This is a genomic window from Agaribacillus sp. DX54 (assembly GCF_056858335.1).
The window spans coordinates 38,064-54,760 of sequence record NZ_JBXEQE010000002.1; the positions used below are offsets into that span (position 1 = coordinate 38,064).

The following is a 16,697-nucleotide window of genomic DNA, read 5'->3' on the forward strand; positions in this document are numbered from 1 at the left end:
ATTAAAAAAAATATAAAAGTTTATAGTTTTGCATTTTAATACGAATTTAAACATGTCCTTGAGAATAAAGATAAAATCTGCATTAATATCGGTTTACTACAAAGACAATCTTGAAGCGATCATTCGGTTACTGAAAAATTATGATGTGGACATTTATTCTACAGGAGGAACACAAAAATTTATCGAGGGGTTGGGAGCGAAGGTGATACCGGTTGAAGGGCTTACCGGCTATCCGTCTATTTTAGGAGGCCGTGTAAAAACTTTGCATCCTAAAGTGTTTGGCGGCATCTTGTCCAGAAGGGAGCACCGACAGGATTTGGAAGATACACGTCAATACGAAATACCGGCTATCGACCTTGTGATTGTAGACCTGTATCCTTTTGAAGAGACGGTAATGTCAGGGGGCTCGGAAAGTGAAGTAATTGAAAAGATTGACATTGGGGGTATCTCATTGATAAGGGCGGCAGCGAAAAACTTCAGGGACGTAACTATTATTTCATCTAAAAACCAATACGAAACACTGGAAACGATATTAAAAGAAAAAGAAGGTGCTACTGATCTGGAAGACAGAAAACTGTTTGCCACGCAGGCCTTTGATGTCTCCTCCCATTATGACTCGTTGATATTTAACTATTTCAATCAGGGAGGGGAAGTGAAGTCTTTGAAATTTAGTGAGCAGAATGAGCAGACTTTGCGATATGGGGAAAACCCTCATCAGAAGGGTGTTTTTTATGGCAACCTGCCGGAAATGTTTGACCAATTGAACGGGAAGTCTTTGTCATACAATAATCTGGTAGACATTGATTCTGCGGTATCATTGATCGATGAATTTGACGGAGAGACAGCTTTTGCCATTTTAAAACATACCAACGCCTGTGGAGTAGCTACCGGTAATACAGTAAAAGAGGCCTACTTAAAAGCTTTTGCAGCCGATACCATCTCTGCATTTGGCGGTGTGTTGGTGACCAATCAGAAGGTGGATGCCGAGGCGGCAGAGGAGCTCGACAAATTATTTTTTGAGGTATTAATTGCTACGGCTTTTACCGATGAGGCATTAGACATTTTGAAAAGCAAAAAGAACAGAATATTGTTGCTCCGGAAAACCGGGATCAAAACGAAAAAGCAATTCAAAAGCCTGCTTAATGGTGTGATTGAACAGGACAGGGATTTAAAAACAGATGAGGCCGCTGATTTTAAAGTCGTAACAGACCGCGCCACAAATTCTGAGGAGAATGAGGCGCTGGTATTTGCAAGTAAAGTTGCCAAGCATACTAAATCCAATACCATTGTTTTGGCCAGAAGCGGCCAACTGTTGGCAAGCGGGGTGGGGCAGACTTCCAGGGTGGATGCATTGAAACAGGCTATTAAAAAGGCAAAGCATTTTGGATTTGAATTGCAGGGTGCTGTCATGGCATCGGATGCGTTTTTTCCTTTCCCTGATTGCGTGGAAATAGCACAAAAAGAGGGGATCGAGGTAGTAATACAACCGGGGGGATCGATTAAAGATCAGGCATCTATTGACTATTGTAATACGCACAATATGGGTATGGTGTTTACGGGGATTCGTCACTTTAAACATTAAGCTTTTTGGATAAACCAATATCCATGGTAAATTGAATTTTTATAAGATAACAACCTAATATAAAGAGGACTATAAGCTAATATGGGATTATTTGATTTTTTGTCAAGTGATATTGCTATCGATTTAGGTACTGCCAATACCTTGATTATTAATAAGGATAAAATTGTGGTGGATGAGCCATCAATCATTGCCGTAGATAAGACTAACAATAAGGTGTTGGCGATTGGGAGAGAGGCGATGCAGATGCATGAGAAGACACATGAAAATATTAAAACTATCAGGCCTTTGAAAGACGGGGTAATTGCTGATTTCTATGCTGCCGAGCAAATGATCAGGGGTATGATAAAAATGATCGATAAAAACAACAGAAGATTTTTACCTACATCCCACCGCATGGTCATCTGTATACCTTCAGGTATTACCGAAGTGGAAAAAAGGGCAGTACGTGACTCAGCCGAGCATGCCGGGGCCAAAGAAGTGTATATGATCCAGGAACCACTCGCCGCCGCAATCGGCATTGGCATCGATATTGAAAGACCCTTCGGATCGATGGTTGTAGACATAGGAGGAGGAACTACAGAAATTGCGGTTATAGCCCTTTCAGGTATAGTTTGTGACCAATCCATACGCGTTGCAGGTGACTCTTTTAATAAAGATATCCTGGACTACATGCGCAGGCAACATAATCTCCTGATCGGTGAAAGGTCTGCCGAAAAAGTCAAAATTGAAGTTGGATCCGCCCTTACCGAACTTGATGATGCACCCGAGCCATTTGAGATCAGGGGAAGGGATTTAATGACCGGAATCCCAAAAGTAATTAAGATAGACTACTCTGAAATAGCCTTTGCAATAGATAAATCTGTTTCTAAAATAGAAGAGGCGGTATTAAAAGCGCTGGAAATCTCTCCACCCGAACTTTCAGCAGATATTTATGACAACGGAATACACCTCACTGGCGGCGGTGCATTATTAAGGGGATTGGACAAAAGATTAGCTTTAAAAACCAAGTTGCCTATTCACGTAGCGGAAGACCCGTTAAGGGCCGTGGTAAGGGGAACAGGTATTGCCTTGAAAAGCATTAATGATTTCAAAGCGGTATTGATGACATAGAAGTGTCAGATGCGAAGTTTATTTTTATTTTTATTTAAATATCGAACCTTTTTTGTTTTTGTAATTTTACAAATTCTTTGTTTCTGGCTGATAATCAGTAACAACAGGTATCAAAGTGCCGCATTTTTTACCTCTTCGAACCAACTGGCTGCAACGATCATGACCACTACAGATAATGTAAGCGATTATTTTAACCTCGGGGCACAGAACAGGAAACTGGCAGAAGAGAATGCAAGGCTTAAAAAACTGTTAAATGAAAAGCAACAAATCTCAAGTTACTTTCCCGCTAAACGGGTAAAAGATACAGCCGTATTGAAACAATTTAACTATGTGCCGGCTAAGGTTGTCAAAAATTCTGTTAGCTGGTCCAACAATTACATCACCATTAACAAAGGTGCCAAGGATGGAATCAATAAAGGAATGGGGGTAGTAAGCCATGACGGTATTGTGGGCATTGTAAAATCTTCTTCCGGACATTTTTCAACGATTACTTCCCTTTTACATAGTAATATATTTATCAGCTCTGTTATTAAAAGAACCGGTGATCTTTGTTCAACCAGTTGGGACGGGCGTAATCCTTACGAGGCTACTTTAAGATTTGTCCCCCGCCATATACGTTTACAGCCTGGTGATACCATAGTTACTTCTGGCTTTAACGCGATATTTGACAAAGGCACCCTGATTGGAACTGTAAAAGAAACCAGCATCGAGGAGAATGCTACCTTTTATAAGGTGACTATCGACCTCGCTACGGATTTTAATAGTCTGTCTTATGTGTATGTAATTGAAAACCGCCTGAGGGTGGAAAAAGATTCACTGGAACAAAATCTGGCGCAGTAAGATGGATAACCGGAATTTAGTCATACAATCGATTCTCTTTATCATCTACATGGGATTGCAGGTGATTTTTATGAAGAATGTGGTGTTGTTTGACAAAGCCTTTTGTTTTGTTTATGTAGCCTTTCTGCTGCTCATCCCACTGGAGGCAGGAGCTTTGCTAATCATGTTTTTGGGATTTATAACGGGTCTCATCACAGATATTTTTTATGACTCCCTTGGAATTCATGCTTCTTCCTGCGTTATTATTATGTTCTTGCGTCCATATTTAGTAAATTTATTAACACCGAGGGGTGGTTATGATGCCGGTTTAGTGCCCACCCTGAGAGTTATGGGATGGGAATGGTTTGGTGTTTACGCTTACGTGCTGATCTTTATTCACCATCTGGCCTTGTTTTATATTGAAGCCAGCGGCTTCAGGATGTTCTTCTTTACCTTTTCAAAGGCTTTTTTCAGTAGTATTCTGACATTTACAGTTGTGGTCATTATTCAATATTTGTTTTACGCACCCAGAAGAAGCTTATGAACAATAACTCAAAGTATATTATTCAGTTTACCATATTATTTGTATCCCTGGTATTTACCGGAAGGCTGTTTTCCCTTCAGGTGCTGGACAAAAACTATAAACTGGCCGCAGAAGATAATGCTATGAGGCCAATCATAGAATATCCCTACCGGGGGGTAATCTATGACAGGAATGGTAAACTGATTGTGCATAACACACCGGTCTATGATCTGATGATAATTCCAAAGGAAGTGAAGATGGAAGACACGCTGGCCTTTTGTCAACTGGTTGGAATTACTCAAAAAGAATTTGAGGAGAAGATAAAAACACTTAAAAAGCAACGTCGCTATGCGCTACCTTCAGTACTTGTAAAACAAATTCCCGGAGAGGAATTTGCAAAAATTCAATCTTCCCTGATAAATTATCCGGGATTCAATATAGTGGCCAGAACTGTGCGGGGCTACCCTTACGGCACACTGGCCAATGCCCTGGGCTACATGAGGGAAATCGATCAGAAAGGCCTGGACAAAGATACGGCAAACTATTACAAGCAAGGGGACTACATCGGGATCAGTGGTGTGGAGGCCAGTTATGAGGAACCTTTGAGAGGTAAAAGAGGGGTCCAATACAAGATGGTAGATGCTATAGGGGTAGTGAAAGGTGCATTTAATAACGGAGCCTTCGATACCTTGTCTATTCCAGGTCAAAACCTTTATGCCTCCATAGATATAGACCTTCAAAATTATGCCGAGCAATTATTGGATAATAAAAGGGGAAGTATCGTAGCCATCGAACCTTCTTCAGGAGAAATATTAACGATCGTTTCCAGACCTTCGTACGACCCTAATAGCCTATCGGGCAGGGATTTGAGCAAAAATTATAGAAAGCTCACCCAGGATACCCTCAAGCCATTGTTCAACCGGCCGATTATGGCAACCTATCCGCCAGGCTCGATTTTTAAAACCCTGCAGGCTTTGATAGCACTTCAGGAAGGGGTGATCAGCCCAAATGAACAGATTTACTGTGACGGCGGCCTTATTGGAGATCATGCCCCGCCAGGATACTATAATGTACACAGAGGTATCAAATATTCTTCCAATAACTACTTTTTCAAAGTATTTAAGCGGATTATTAACCAGAGAAAACATGAAAATACTTTTATAGATGCAAGAATAGGCCTAACCAACTGGCGGGAATACGTGGCTGGATTCGGACTGGGACATAAACTGGGGGTGGACATACCCAACGAGAAAGGTGGACATATTCCTGATACCAGCTACTACGACCGTTTTTATGGTAAAAACCGCTGGAAGTTTTCTAACATTTATTCTTTAAGTATTGGCCAGGGAGAAATGCTGATGACCCCCATTCAAATGGCTAACCTCGCTGCTATTTTAGCCAATAAAGGTTATTACTATATACCCCATATCATTAAGGGTGTGGGCGACGAAAACCAGCCATTGCCGGAGTATCGAAAGAAATATCACGTGGGTATTGACTCATCCTATTACACTTATGTCATTGATGCCATGCAGGAAGCCCTATCCGGAACAGCCGGGCGGGCCATTATTCAGGACATCGAAATTTGTGGCAAAACAGGGACTGCCGAAAACCCACACGGAGAAGACCATTCCGTTTTTATGGCTTTTGCCCCGAAGGACGATCCCAAAATAGCGATTGCTGTTTATGTCGAAAACGCAGGTTGGGGCGGGCGAGCGGCGGCAAGTACTGCAAGTTTATTGATAGAAAAGTATATCAGGGGTGAAATTACACGACCCTGGCTGGAAGATTATGTGTTAAAAGGAAAATTTATTTACTAAGTGAGAAGGCCGGATCTTTTAATTAATAAAGTCGATTGGCTGGTGACTGTGATTTATGGTGTCCTGGTGTTGTTAGGATGGTTAAATATCTATGCTGCCTCTTATAACCCTGAAGTAAGCATATTTTCAACCGGCATTAACTCGGGACGGCAACTCCTGTGGATAGGAGTTTGCCTTATCACCATCATGTTTATTTTAGTAATCGATTTTAAGATTTACAATTCAACGGCCTATTTCATCTATGGGTTTTTCATATTATTGTTAATTGGTGTATTGTTCACCCGGTCGGTGAGCGGTGCGAGTTCCTGGTTTCAGATTGGCAGTTTTAAATTTCAGCCCTCTGAGCTGACTAAATTCGCGACAGCACTTACGCTGGCCAAATACTTCAATGATCATAACCCCAGGTTTGACAGGATCAAATCGCTGGGTTTCATGTTGATAATAATTGGTACACCTATGGGCCTGATTTTACTTCAACCCGATGCCGGTACTACCTTGATTTTTGGCGCTTTTGTCCTGGTATTGTATAGGGAAGGGCTTAACCCGATGATCCTGGTAATTGGTCTGGTGGCCATTACCCTGGTAGTTTTAACTTTGCTGGTCGCCAATGATTGGTTTCTGGTGGGTGGCATTGTTCTGATAACAGCGGCGATTATCATTTTCTGGGGTAAAAATATGAAAACCAAGCGTCTGATCAGAATTATCGTTGGCGCGTTACTGATTATTGGCATAATCTTTAGTGTGGATTACCTGGTAAACGAGGTTTTGCCCCCTCATCAACAGAAAAGGATTATGGTATTGTTCAATCCGGGGTCAGATCCATTAGGGGTAGAATACAACGTCACACAATCCAAAATCGCCATTGGATCCGGAGGATGGTTTGGGAAAGGCTATTTACAAGGCACACAAACCAGTGGCGGCTATGTACCGGAACAAAGCACGGACTTTATATTCAGTACCATCGGAGAAGAGCATGGTTGGATGGGCAGCCTGGTTTTGATGGTGTTATTTTCTGTGTTATTCCTAAGGTTGTTGTTTATCTCAGAAAGGCAAAAGTCCAGGTTCGCCCGTGTTTATGGCTATTCGGTCGTGAGTATTTTCTTTTTCCACTTCATGATTAACATTGGCATGAGTATCGGACTTTTCCCGGTGATCGGTATACCGTTACCATTTTTTAGTTATGGAGGGTCCTCGTTGTGGTCTTTTACCATATTAATTTTTGTCCTGCTAAAGATCGATGCCCATCGCATGCAGGTATTTACAAGGTAGGCATAAAAAAGCACAGATTACAATAACCTGTGCCCGATTTCAAGTAATAAAATTTCTTAGTTAAGCTTCAGGCGCCGATGTATCGATAGAAACGAAAGAACGGTTATTTCTTCCCTTTTTAAATACTACCGTACCATCTTTTAACGCAAATAAGGTGTGATCCCTGCCAATACCCACATTAGCACCCGGATGATGTTTGGTGCCTCGCTGCCTTACCAGGATGTTGCCGGCAATCGCCTTTTGACCACCGTATATTTTCACCCCCAACCGTTTACTTTCCGATTCTCTTCCGTTTTTGGAACTACCAGCTCCTTTTTTATGTGCCATTTTAAAATATTTTTATGATATCTTCTCGATTAATACCTTGGTGAATTGCTGTCTGTGACCATTTTTGACTTTGTATCCTTTCCTTCTTTTCTTTTTGAATACAATCACTTTGTCACCTTTAACATGCTCAAGAACTTTGCCGGTTACCTTGGCCCCTTTTATAGTTGGCGAACCGATTTTAACCTTGCCGTTATCATCGGTTAACAGCACTTTATCGAATTCTACGGAAGCGCCAGCCTCATTGCTGCCCATAAATGGCGCATAAACATACTGGTCTTGCGTTACTTTGAACTGCTTTCCTGCTATATCAACAATTGCGTACATCTAACTCTGATTCAATTATTTTGTCAATTCAAAAATGGTTTGCAAAGTTATAGTATTTAATACATAAAACAAATCCCTTATATTTAAAAAATGGACAGAAGAAAAAAAAATATTTTTTTTTGAAAAAATTAACCCTTTTTTTGGAGTGATAATTATCAAGTGTTTATTGTAAATGTGGTATTTAAAACAATGAAAATCAGAATATTAAATAGAATTTTAAGGTTTTTGCTATTCAAATTTTTAGACCAGGCCATCTTTGATTTTTAGATGTGATTTTATCATATTTGTAAAAGTTATCTTGGACAAAGAAATCGCCCATCTGACCGGCATAATTAAGATAGCTATTCAACGACACAGGTATATTATAGTATTGTTAAGGGATAAATTCATAAAGCAGATTTTCGTATAATGCTGACAGCTTAATCAAGCTGAGTGAAACCTTCTGTGAGTTAAAATAAAGATTCAATCAAAAAATAATAGTAAATGAGTAATAATGGCGCTGTTACAGAACCCATTTTAAGTGAAAACAAAAACAGGTTCGTTTTATTCCCAATTGAGCACGATGATATATGGCAGTTTTACAAAAAGGCGGAAGCCAGTTTTTGGACTGCTGAGGAGATAGACCTTAGCCAGGATTTAAAAGACTGGGAAAATCTTAATGACGGTGAAAGACATTTTATTTCTCATGTACTGGCATTCTTTGCCGCCAGTGATGGTATTGTTAACGAAAACCTGGCGGAGCACTTTGTCGCCGAAGTTCAATATACTGAAGCCAAGTTTTTTTACGGTTTTCAGATAGCCATCGAAAATATTCATTCCGAAACTTACTCTCTGCTAATCGATACTTATATAAAAGATCCCAAAGAAAAAGATAAACTTTTTAATGCGATAGAGACCATGGATTGCGTTAAAAAGAAAGCAGACTGGGCATTGCGGTGGATTGATGAGGGATCATTTCACGAAAGGCTGATAGCATTTGCGGCCGTGGAAGGGATTTTCTTTTCAGGAAGCTTTTGCTCAATATTCTGGCTGAAGAAGAGAGGCTTGATGCCTGGCCTGAGTTTTTCAAATGAGTTGATTTCCAGGGACGAAGGATTACATTGTGACTTTGCTTGCCTATTATACAACAATCATGTTACCAATAAGCTTGGCGATGAAAAAGTTATTGAAATAATAAAAGACGCCGTAGAAATAGAAAAGGAATTTGTGACGGATGCCTTGCCGGTAAAATTGATCGGTATGAATGCAGATTTAATGTGTCAATACATTGAATTTGTTGCCGATCGCTTGCTATCGGAGCTTGGATGTCCTAAAATCTATGGAGCCACCAATCCATTTGATTTTATGGAAATGATCTCCCTGCAGGGTAAAACCAATTTCTTCGAGAAGCGTGTCGGAGAATACCAAAAGGCTGGTGTCATGAAGAAAGAAGAAAGTAATTCCAAATTTTCGCTGGACGAAGATTTCTAGGCGTATTCAAAAAATTTTGTTAACCCCAATAAACCCCCTAATAAATGCTAGTAGTTAAAAGAGATGGTAGACGAGAGTCAGTCAAATTTGACAAGATAACGGCCAGAATTGAAAAACTGTGTTATGGTTTGGATATGAGTTATATAGAACCCGTTGAAATTGCCAAGAAGGTAATTAACGGTATCTATGATGGTGTCACTACTATTGAACTGGATAATCTCGCTGCGGAAACAGCCGCTACCATGACTACCCAGCACCCTGACTTTGCCAAATTAGCCGCCAGGGTTGCCATTTCAAATCTCCATAAGGTAACCAGCAAATCCTTTTCCAACACTATGAAAAGGCTGTATACCTACATTGATCCCAGAACAGGGGAAAATGCCCCTTTAATTTCCAAGGAGGCTTATGGGGTGATCAAGAAAAATGCGGCACTGCTTGATTCTACAATCATTTATGACAGGGATTTTAGCTATGACTACTTTGGGTTTAAGACGCTGGAACGATCTTACCTCATGAAAATTGATGGTATGGTGATAGAAAGGCCACAGCATATGTTGATGAGAGTGGCTGTGGGCATTCATATGGATGATATTGAAGAAGTGGTAAAAACCTATAATCTGTTGTCCGAAAAATGGTTCACTCATGCTACGCCTACACTGTTTAACGCCGGCACACCTAAGCCGCAGTTGTCTTCCTGTTTCTTGCTTACCATGAAGGAAGACAGTATTGAGGGCATTTATGACACGTTGAAACAAACGGCAAAAATATCTCAATCGGCCGGAGGTATTGGCCTGAGCATTCATAATGTAAGGGCGACAGGATCTTATATCAAAGGTACAGGGGGCGTATCCAATGGTATTGTTCCCATGTTGAGAAACTTTGACATGACCGCTCGTTATGTCGATCAGGGCGGTGGGAAGAGAAAGGGTAGTTTCGCCATATATCTGGAGCCCTGGCATGATGATATTTTTGCCTTTCTGGATTTGAAGAAAAACCATGGTAAAGAAGAGTTAAGGGCAAGGGATCTGTTTTACGCGCTTTGGATTCCCGACCTTTTTATGAAGAGGGTTGAAAATAATGAAATGTGGTCTTTATTCTGTCCTAATGAAGCGCCGGGATTGGCAGATTGTCATGGCGAGGAGTTTGAAAAACTTTACGCAAAATACGAAAAAGAACAACGGTACAGAAAACAGGTTAAAGCACAGGACCTCTGGTTTGAGATTTTGGAGGCCCAGATCGAGACCGGGACACCTTATATGTTATACAAGGATGCGGCCAACAAGAAATCCAATCAGAAGAATTTAGGGACCATTAAGTCAAGTAACCTGTGTACAGAGATTATCGAGTATACTTCTCCCGATGAGATAGCTGTATGTAACCTGGCTTCAATCGCACTTCCGAAGTTTGTGACGGAGGATGGGAAATTCGATCACCGGAAATTGTATGATATCACATATGTGGTGACCAAAAACCTGAACAAGGTGATTGACATTAATTTTTACCCCGTTCCTGAGGCTCAAAGATCAAATATGAGACACCGTCCAATTGGGATAGGTGTACAGGGGCTGGCAGATACATTTATACAATTAAAAATGCCTTTTGACTCACCTGAGGCCCGTGGTTTGAATGAAGATATTTTTGAAACCATTTATTTTGCTGCCATGACCGCTTCCAAGGACCTGGCCAAAACAGATGGAAAATATGAAACATTCAAAGGCTCGCCGGTTTCAAAAGGTATTTTTCAGTATGATATGTGGGGCGTGACTCCAAAATCAGGAAGATGGGATTGGGATAGCCTAAAAAGAGAGATCAAAAAACATGGTGTAAGAAACTCCTTGCTTGTGGCGCCTATGCCAACCGCTTCTACCTCACAAATTCTTGGAAACAACGAATGTTTTGAGCCATATACCTCCAATATTTACACCCGGAGGACACTTTCAGGAGAGTTTATCGTAGTGAATAAGCACCTCATGAAAGATTTAATAGAACTGGGCTTGTGGAATGATGCCATGAAAAACCGCTTGATCGCTGCCAATGGCTCTATTCAGGAAATCCCGGAGATTCCTCAAAATATTAAAGACCTTTATAAAACCGTTTGGGAAATATCCCAAAAAGCCATCATCGACATGGCCGCTGACCGTGGAGCTTATATTTGCCAGTCACAAAGTATGAATGTACACATTCAGGACCCGAACTTCGGTAAATTGACTTCTATGCATTTTTATGCCTGGAAACGTGGATTGAAAACGGGTATGTACTACCTGAGATCCAAAGCCGCCACCGATGCTATCAAGTTTACTGTGGATAAAAGCACCGCACAACAGCCTCAACAACAGGTTGTTCCTGCACAGCAGGAGCAATTGCAGCAAAAACAAGCCGATATGGCCTGCTCATTGGACAATCCGGATGATTGTGAGGCCTGTGGTAGCTGATTTGTAAATCTGGCTTAACCAAAGATTTCTTGTAACAACCTGCTATTAAAAATGATTAGCAGTAAGTCCCGGTAACAAAAGCCGGGACTTTTTTTATTTCAAAAAATTTTTGTGATTATCTTAGTTAACCATTGAATATCAATCTTTATGACCGACAGATTATCTATAAGACGCTGTGGTATAAAAGATCTGAAGGTATTAAGCGATGTTAGCGTTACCACCTTCAAAGATGCTTTTGCGACTGAAAATACAGTAGAGGATATGAATGATTATCTTCAAAAAGCATTTAACCGGAAACAGATTGAAAAGGAACTTTTGCATCCTCATTCAGTTTTTTATCTGGCCTACTATCAAAATGAATTAGCTGGCTATCTCAAAATTAATTTCGGGCCTGCCCAAACAGACATCCGGGATGACACGTCCCTTGAATTGGAGAGAATTTATATCCTGCAAGCATTCCAGGGCAGAAGGTTAGGCCCACAGTTACTGGAAAAAGCTATTGAAGTAGCCAGGGAAAATAAATTAAAATACATCTGGTTAGGCGTATGGGAAAAGAATGACCGCGCTATTCGTGTATACAGCAAGAGAGGGTTTGTAAAGTTTAAGTCCCACACCTTCTGGTTGGGACAGGATAAGCAAACCGACGATCTGATGAAACTGGAATTGTAAAGGCTTGGTTAATCATCGGATGTTATTAACAACCATGTACCTTGGATAATATGCTGTTTAATTGACAATGGTTATGAAGACTTGCCGGCTTTTTCCTCATCCCTAACCCCTCTTACCTCTCTCCTTAAAACCGGAATATTTTAGATAGCATCTATATTTTCTCTCCGGTTTTTCCGGATTTTTGTAGGTAAACAAAAGATTATTCTTCTTTTTGGAGCAAATCCAAAAGGTCTTCTACCCGAAGATTATTTCCCTGAATAGTATATTGGGCTTGTTGGTAGTATGGCTTCCTTTTTTCAAGTTTTTTAATAAGCTCCTTGGTCAGGTCATCGGATGCAATATTGTTAAACAAAGGCCTTTCCTCCAAATCCTTCACGGTCAGCCGGTTGGCTATGATATAAGGATCCACGTCAATGAATATACTTATCCCGCTTTTATTAATGTATGCCATGTTATCAAAAAAACAGGGTGCGCCACCGCCCGTGGCCATGACAAATTCCCGATATACATCATTGATGTTGTGTAATGCCTTTCTTTCCTTGATTCTGAAATAATCTTCGCCCTGGGCAGCAAAAATTTCCGGGATGTTTTGATGTTCTTTCGCAGTGATGACCTCATCCAAATCAATAAACGGTAAATCCAGGGTATCTGCCAATTGCCTGCCCAGCGAAGATTTACCACAACCAGGCATGCCGATCAAGAATATCTTCATGGCTACTTGGTCAGTTTTAGTACATCTTCAGCTTCCGGTACATCGTTGTAGTGCCATTTGCCTTTAACCACCCCGTTATCCAGTAAAACGAGACCAGGGTTCGAACGAATGATCGTCTTCAGGACAGTGGCATCTGCAAAGTAGTAAGGGACACCCAATTGCACTTCATGTCTGAATTTCTCAAATGTCTCGCTGCCTGTGGCAGTAAATACAACCGGATCCACCACGCTGTTTTCAAGTCCGGCAATTAGTTTATTGATGGTTTCGAAGCTTTTAACATCCGATTTTTTCACATCATAGGTAATAATAATCAGCTTAACACCTTCAAAACTTTTCTGTGTGAAATCACCTTCGTCATTCCAGATATTATAATCCGTGATTTTTGGTGATGCCTCGGGGTTTAACAGAATCATGTCTTTGTATTCATAACCGCCTTCACTGGGATATTGGTCGAATTTGTGTTCTTTCCCATCTTTTGTCATGATGTACTGGTAACGCAACTTTTCGGACGGTTCCATCGATTTGGGTAAATTTGCACCTATTTTGTAGGCACGAAAGTCCACGAACGGCAGGTGATCTATGGCATAAATGGCCAGAAATGTATTAATCGCAAAAACAGTGGCTACGATGACAGTGCCCGTTTTGAAATTCAGCGGTGATTTGAATTTTTTCCAGTGAAAAAACAAGATGCCTATCAGTATTATCAGTACCACATCTTTGGAAAACGATTCCCATGGAGTCAGCTTAATAGCATCTCCGAAACAGCCGCAATCAGTCACTTTATTGAAGTAAGCCGAATAAAAAGTCAGGAAAGTAAAAAACACGATAATGATTAACAAAATGCGGGTAGTAAGCCGCATATGGTAGTTGATCAAGACAGCAAAGCCCAATGCTACCTCCAGAACACTTAGAAACACGGCAAATGTCAAAGAATAAGGGACAAAAACATGAAAAAAACCGGCAATGTCGGTTGAAAAAACTTCAAAGTATTCCTGCATTTTTATAGATGTGCCAACAGGGTCATTTACCTTGATGATACCGGAAAAGATAAAAAGTAAACCTACGATCCAACGCGCTGTGTTAATCACTATTCTCATTTTTGTAGTATTTCAAGTTTAAAAAACTATTTCATTCAATCTTTTGTAAAGCCTGATTTGATCAGGGCAAATACGGCGTAATTGATAATATCCTGATAATTGGCTTTTACCCCTTCGGATATGAGTGTTATACCGGCATTGTCTTCAATTTGTTTTACACGTAACAGTTTCATCAATATGATGTCGGTGATTGAACTTACCCTCATGTCTCTCCAGGCCTCACCGTAGTCATGGTTTTTATTTTGCAGCAACTCAAGGTTTTCATTAACAGCGTTGTCATAGTAAGGTTCTAATTCCTCATAAGTGATCTCCATCCTTGGGTCATCTGCGAGGTTTATCTGTAAAATAGCTATTACACAATAGTTAATGATTCCAACAAATTCGGAAGTCACGTCTTCAGGTATTTTTTGTTCACCTTTCTCCTGAATGGATCTGATTCGCTGGGCTTTGATAAAAATTTGGTCGGTAATGGAAGGTAGTCTGAGAATTCTCCAGGCAGTTCCATAGTCCTTCGTTTTTTTGGTAAAAACTTCTTTACATGCACCGATGACATGTTTATACGCATTGATGGTTTTGTCTATCAATTTTTTCTGTTATTTTATTCAGATCATTAACTTCACCACACCTAGTGCGAATTTAAATTTTTGCACTTAAACAACCATCAATAATTTATAAAATTAATTGTGACAATTGTACGGGTATTTACGTTAATATACATTGAGGGTGGTTGCTAGTCGGGCAAATTATGACTGATACGATTTTCCACATAAAAAAGACCTGGAATCTACAGGGGGTTATTCGCTGCCTGGATCAGCCCATGGTGATGGGTATCATCAATACAACCCCGGATTCATTTTACAACGAAAGCAGACGAAACGGAAAGGTACAGCTATTGTCAGGAGTGGAAAAAATGGTTGAGGAAGGGGTGGATATTATTGACATCGGAGGGTATTCTTCCCGGCCCGGAGCTGCTGAAATTTCTGTTGAGGAAGAGTTAAAGCGGGTAATTCCTGCAGTAAAATCGGTAGTAAAGCGTTTTCCGGGGGTCATGTTGTCTGTCGATACATTCAGGGCTGCAGTGGCCAGGGCGGCTGTCGATCAGGGTGTTCAGATAATCAATGACATATCCGGAGGGGAAGGCGACCCTGATATGTTTGATACGGTAGCCTCTCTGAAGGTTCCTTACATTTTGATGCACATGCGGGGCAAGCCTCATAATATGCACCAATTCACAGATTATGAGGATGTGGTGATGGATATTATAAATTATTTCCAGGAAAAAATCAAAAAACTTAAAAATCTGGGGGTAAATGATGTAATTTTAGACCCCGGATTTGGGTTTGCAAAAACGCTGGAACAAAATTATGAAATACTAAAAAAATTAAGCTATTTTAATGTCTTAAACCTGCCGGTTTTAGTGGGTGTTTCAAGAAAATCTATGATTTATAAAAAGCTGGGGGTGTCTGCCGCGGAGGCTTTGAATGGAACCAGTGTTTTACATGCTATAGCCCTTATGCAGGGTGCCATGATTCTCAGGGTTCATGATGTCAAGGAGGCGAAAGAGGCCGTATTGTTATTTCAGGAAGTTTTCAAGTGATATTGCTGTTCGACATAGGATTTTTGAAAATTAGCTGGGTAGATATTATCGATATCTCCCTGGTAAGTATCCTGATGTATCAGGTTTACAAGTTAATGCGGGGTAGTGTCGCCCTAACCATTTTTCTGGGATTTTTATCACTCTATCTTATATATCTGGTAGTTGGTGCTGCCGGAATGGAGCTGGTAACTACTATTTTAAGTCAGTTCATGGAGGTTGGTGTCATTGCGGCGATCATTCTGTTTCAGCAGGAAATCCGGAAATTTTTACTCCTGATTGGAAAAACCACTGACTTAAACAGGGAATATTTGTTCAAAGGCTTTTTAGGTATCAGAAACGGCACTGGTAAAAAAAGCTATCAGGTAAACCCCATTGTGGAGGCGGTAAAGGCTATGGGGGGCTCGAACACCGGAGCGCTTATCGTCCTGTCCAAGGATTCTGAGTTGAAGTTTTATGTGGAGTCCGGGGATGTAATCAATGCCAAGGTATCCAAAAGATTGCTGCTGGCTATCTTTAATAAATTCAGCCCGTTACATGACGGCGCAGTAATTATTCATCAGGGCGTTATCAAGGCCGCAAGATGTATTTTACCCGTAACTGAGCGGGAAGACCTGCCAGCCACTTTAGGCCTGAGACATCGCGCGGCCATAGGAATGTCCGAAATAACGGGGGCTATGGTAATTATCGTGTCAGAAGAAACCGGGGAAATGTCAGCAGTAATAGATGGGGAATTATTTAAGAATCTTTCAGCCCAGGAGTTGAGAAAGATGATCAATAATTACCTTTTCGAAGACCAGTCTGCCAAGAAAGAAAAGAAAAATAAAAAAGATAAGAACAAAAAGACCATTACTGAGCTCATTGCCGGTAATGACAATTAAGGCATTGTACCTATCAGGCACTTCACTGAACTCATTCAAAATATAGAATTTTCTCCCATTTAAAGAAT

The 16,697-nt window shown here is 40.6% G+C and carries 16 protein-coding genes; 11 read left to right on the top strand and 5 right to left on the bottom strand.

The features are described from left to right. Nucleotides 1-52 precede the first annotated feature (52 nt). The 6 genes from purH to rodA all read left to right on the top strand — a co-directional run bounded on the left by purH (nucleotide 53) and on the right by rodA (nucleotide 7,123). Nucleotides 53-1,582, top strand: coding sequence for a bifunctional phosphoribosylaminoimidazolecarboxamide formyltransferase/IMP cyclohydrolase (gene purH / locus AC04NP_RS02660; RefSeq protein ID WP_482857803.1), 1,530 nt, complete (start codon nucleotides 53-55; stop codon nucleotides 1,580-1,582). An 81-nt stretch (nucleotides 1,583-1,663) separates the two neighbouring features. After that, complete coding sequence (locus AC04NP_RS02665; RefSeq protein WP_482857804.1) at nucleotides 1,664-2,692, top strand: rod shape-determining protein; 1,029 nt, start codon at nucleotides 1,664-1,666, stop codon at nucleotides 2,690-2,692. A 9-nt stretch (nucleotides 2,693-2,701) separates the two neighbouring features. Then, entirely contained in the window at nucleotides 2,702-3,532 is an 831-nt protein-coding gene (gene mreC, locus AC04NP_RS02670; protein ID WP_482857806.1) for a rod shape-determining protein MreC, read from the top strand. A 1-nt stretch (nucleotide 3,533) separates the two neighbouring features. Next, entirely contained in the window at nucleotides 3,534-4,055 is a 522-nt protein-coding gene (locus AC04NP_RS02675) for a Rod shape-determining protein MreD (RefSeq protein ID WP_482857808.1), read from the top strand. Then, complete coding sequence (gene mrdA, locus AC04NP_RS02680; RefSeq protein WP_482857811.1) at nucleotides 4,052-5,854, top strand: penicillin-binding protein 2; 1,803 nt, start codon at nucleotides 4,052-4,054, stop codon at nucleotides 5,852-5,854. The genes AC04NP_RS02675 and mrdA overlap by 4 nt, the downstream gene beginning before the upstream one ends. Further along, nucleotides 5,855-7,123: a rod shape-determining protein RodA gene (gene rodA / locus AC04NP_RS02685; RefSeq protein WP_482857813.1), complete on the top strand. Its 1,269-nt coding sequence runs from the start codon at nucleotides 5,855-5,857 to the stop codon at nucleotides 7,121-7,123. It abuts the gene before it with no gap. A 60-nt stretch (nucleotides 7,124-7,183) separates the two neighbouring features. On the opposite strand, the gene rpmA is transcribed toward rodA, so the two are convergent. Further along, complete coding sequence (gene rpmA, locus AC04NP_RS02690; RefSeq protein ID WP_482857815.1) at nucleotides 7,184-7,450, bottom strand: 50S ribosomal protein L27; 267 nt, start codon at nucleotides 7,448-7,450, stop codon at nucleotides 7,184-7,186. 12 nt (nucleotides 7,451-7,462) lie between these two features. Beyond that, entirely contained in the window at nucleotides 7,463-7,774 is a 312-nt protein-coding gene (gene rplU, locus AC04NP_RS02695; protein ID WP_482857816.1) for a 50S ribosomal protein L21, read from the bottom strand. A 483-nt stretch (nucleotides 7,775-8,257) separates the two neighbouring features. Between rplU and AC04NP_RS02700 the strand changes: the two genes are divergently transcribed. The 3 genes from AC04NP_RS02700 to AC04NP_RS02710 all read left to right on the top strand — a co-directional run bounded on the left by AC04NP_RS02700 (nucleotide 8,258) and on the right by AC04NP_RS02710 (nucleotide 12,345). Further along, nucleotides 8,258-9,244, top strand: a complete 987-nt coding sequence (locus tag AC04NP_RS02700) for a ribonucleoside-diphosphate reductase small subunit (RefSeq protein WP_482857819.1) — start codon at nucleotides 8,258-8,260, stop codon at nucleotides 9,242-9,244. A gap of 44 nt (nucleotides 9,245-9,288) precedes the next feature. After that, nucleotides 9,289-11,676: a ribonucleoside-diphosphate reductase subunit alpha gene (locus AC04NP_RS02705; protein WP_482857820.1), complete on the top strand. Its 2,388-nt coding sequence runs from the start codon at nucleotides 9,289-9,291 to the stop codon at nucleotides 11,674-11,676. 147 nt (nucleotides 11,677-11,823) lie between these two features. Next, nucleotides 11,824-12,345: a GNAT family N-acetyltransferase gene (locus tag AC04NP_RS02710; RefSeq protein WP_482857822.1), complete on the top strand. Its 522-nt coding sequence runs from the start codon at nucleotides 11,824-11,826 to the stop codon at nucleotides 12,343-12,345. A 199-nt stretch (nucleotides 12,346-12,544) separates the two neighbouring features. Here AC04NP_RS02710 and AC04NP_RS02715 read toward each other — a convergent pair whose 3' ends face one another. From AC04NP_RS02715 to AC04NP_RS02725, 3 genes are read right to left on the bottom strand one after another with little or no spacing between them, the layout of a single operon-like run. Continuing rightward, on the bottom strand, nucleotides 12,545-13,057 hold the full coding sequence (locus AC04NP_RS02715) for a shikimate kinase (RefSeq protein ID WP_482857824.1): 513 nt from the start codon (nucleotides 13,055-13,057) through the stop codon (nucleotides 12,545-12,547). 2 nt (nucleotides 13,058-13,059) lie between these two features. Next, on the bottom strand, nucleotides 13,060-14,154 hold the full coding sequence (locus tag AC04NP_RS02720) for a BT_3928 family protein (protein WP_482857825.1): 1,095 nt from the start codon (nucleotides 14,152-14,154) through the stop codon (nucleotides 13,060-13,062). Between the two features lie 35 nt (nucleotides 14,155-14,189). Further along, nucleotides 14,190-14,738, bottom strand: a complete 549-nt coding sequence (locus AC04NP_RS02725; RefSeq protein WP_482857827.1) for a DUF1599 domain-containing protein — start codon at nucleotides 14,736-14,738, stop codon at nucleotides 14,190-14,192. A 161-nt stretch (nucleotides 14,739-14,899) separates the two neighbouring features. Here AC04NP_RS02725 and folP point away from each other — a divergent pair, with 161 nt between their 5' ends. Together folP and cdaA are read left to right on the top strand one after the other, a co-directional pair. Further along, nucleotides 14,900-15,751 (top strand): dihydropteroate synthase, encoded by an 852-nt coding sequence (gene folP / locus AC04NP_RS02730; RefSeq protein ID WP_482857829.1) that lies wholly within the window; start codon nucleotides 14,900-14,902, stop codon nucleotides 15,749-15,751. Further along, a complete protein-coding gene (gene cdaA / locus AC04NP_RS02735) occupies nucleotides 15,748-16,629 on the top strand; it encodes a diadenylate cyclase CdaA (RefSeq protein ID WP_482857831.1) in 882 nt (293 codons plus the stop codon). Before folP ends, cdaA begins: the two co-directional genes overlap by 4 nt. Nucleotides 16,630-16,697 lie beyond the last annotated feature (68 nt).

What these genes read in the sequence shown, in the direction of transcription:
- purH (WP_482857803.1), top strand. Translation starts at nt 53, where the DNA reads ATGTCCTTGAGAATAAAGATAAAATCTGCATTAATATCGGTTTACTAC.
- AC04NP_RS02665 (WP_482857804.1), top strand. Translation starts at nt 1,664, where the DNA reads ATGGGATTATTTGATTTTTTGTCAAGTGATATTGCTATCGATTTAGGT.
- mreC (WP_482857806.1), top strand. Translation starts at nt 2,702, where the DNA reads ATGCGAAGTTTATTTTTATTTTTATTTAAATATCGAACCTTTTTTGTT.
- AC04NP_RS02675 (WP_482857808.1), top strand. Translation starts at nt 3,534, where the DNA reads ATGGATAACCGGAATTTAGTCATACAATCGATTCTCTTTATCATCTAC.
- mrdA (WP_482857811.1), top strand. Translation starts at nt 4,052, where the DNA reads ATGAACAATAACTCAAAGTATATTATTCAGTTTACCATATTATTTGTA.
- rpmA (WP_482857815.1), bottom strand. Translation starts at nt 7,450, where the DNA reads ATGGCACATAAAAAAGGAGCTGGTAGTTCCAAAAACGGAAGAGAATCG.
- rplU (WP_482857816.1), bottom strand. Translation starts at nt 7,774, where the DNA reads ATGTACGCAATTGTTGATATAGCAGGAAAGCAGTTCAAAGTAACGCAA.
- AC04NP_RS02700 (WP_482857819.1), top strand. Translation starts at nt 8,258, where the DNA reads ATGAGTAATAATGGCGCTGTTACAGAACCCATTTTAAGTGAAAACAAA.
- AC04NP_RS02705 (WP_482857820.1), top strand. Translation starts at nt 9,289, where the DNA reads ATGCTAGTAGTTAAAAGAGATGGTAGACGAGAGTCAGTCAAATTTGAC.
- AC04NP_RS02710 (WP_482857822.1), top strand. Translation starts at nt 11,824, where the DNA reads ATGACCGACAGATTATCTATAAGACGCTGTGGTATAAAAGATCTGAAG.
- AC04NP_RS02715 (WP_482857824.1), bottom strand. Translation starts at nt 13,057, where the DNA reads ATGAAGATATTCTTGATCGGCATGCCTGGTTGTGGTAAATCTTCGCTG.
- AC04NP_RS02720 (WP_482857825.1), bottom strand. Translation starts at nt 14,154, where the DNA reads ATGAGAATAGTGATTAACACAGCGCGTTGGATCGTAGGTTTACTTTTT.
- folP (WP_482857829.1), top strand. Translation starts at nt 14,900, where the DNA reads ATGACTGATACGATTTTCCACATAAAAAAGACCTGGAATCTACAGGGG.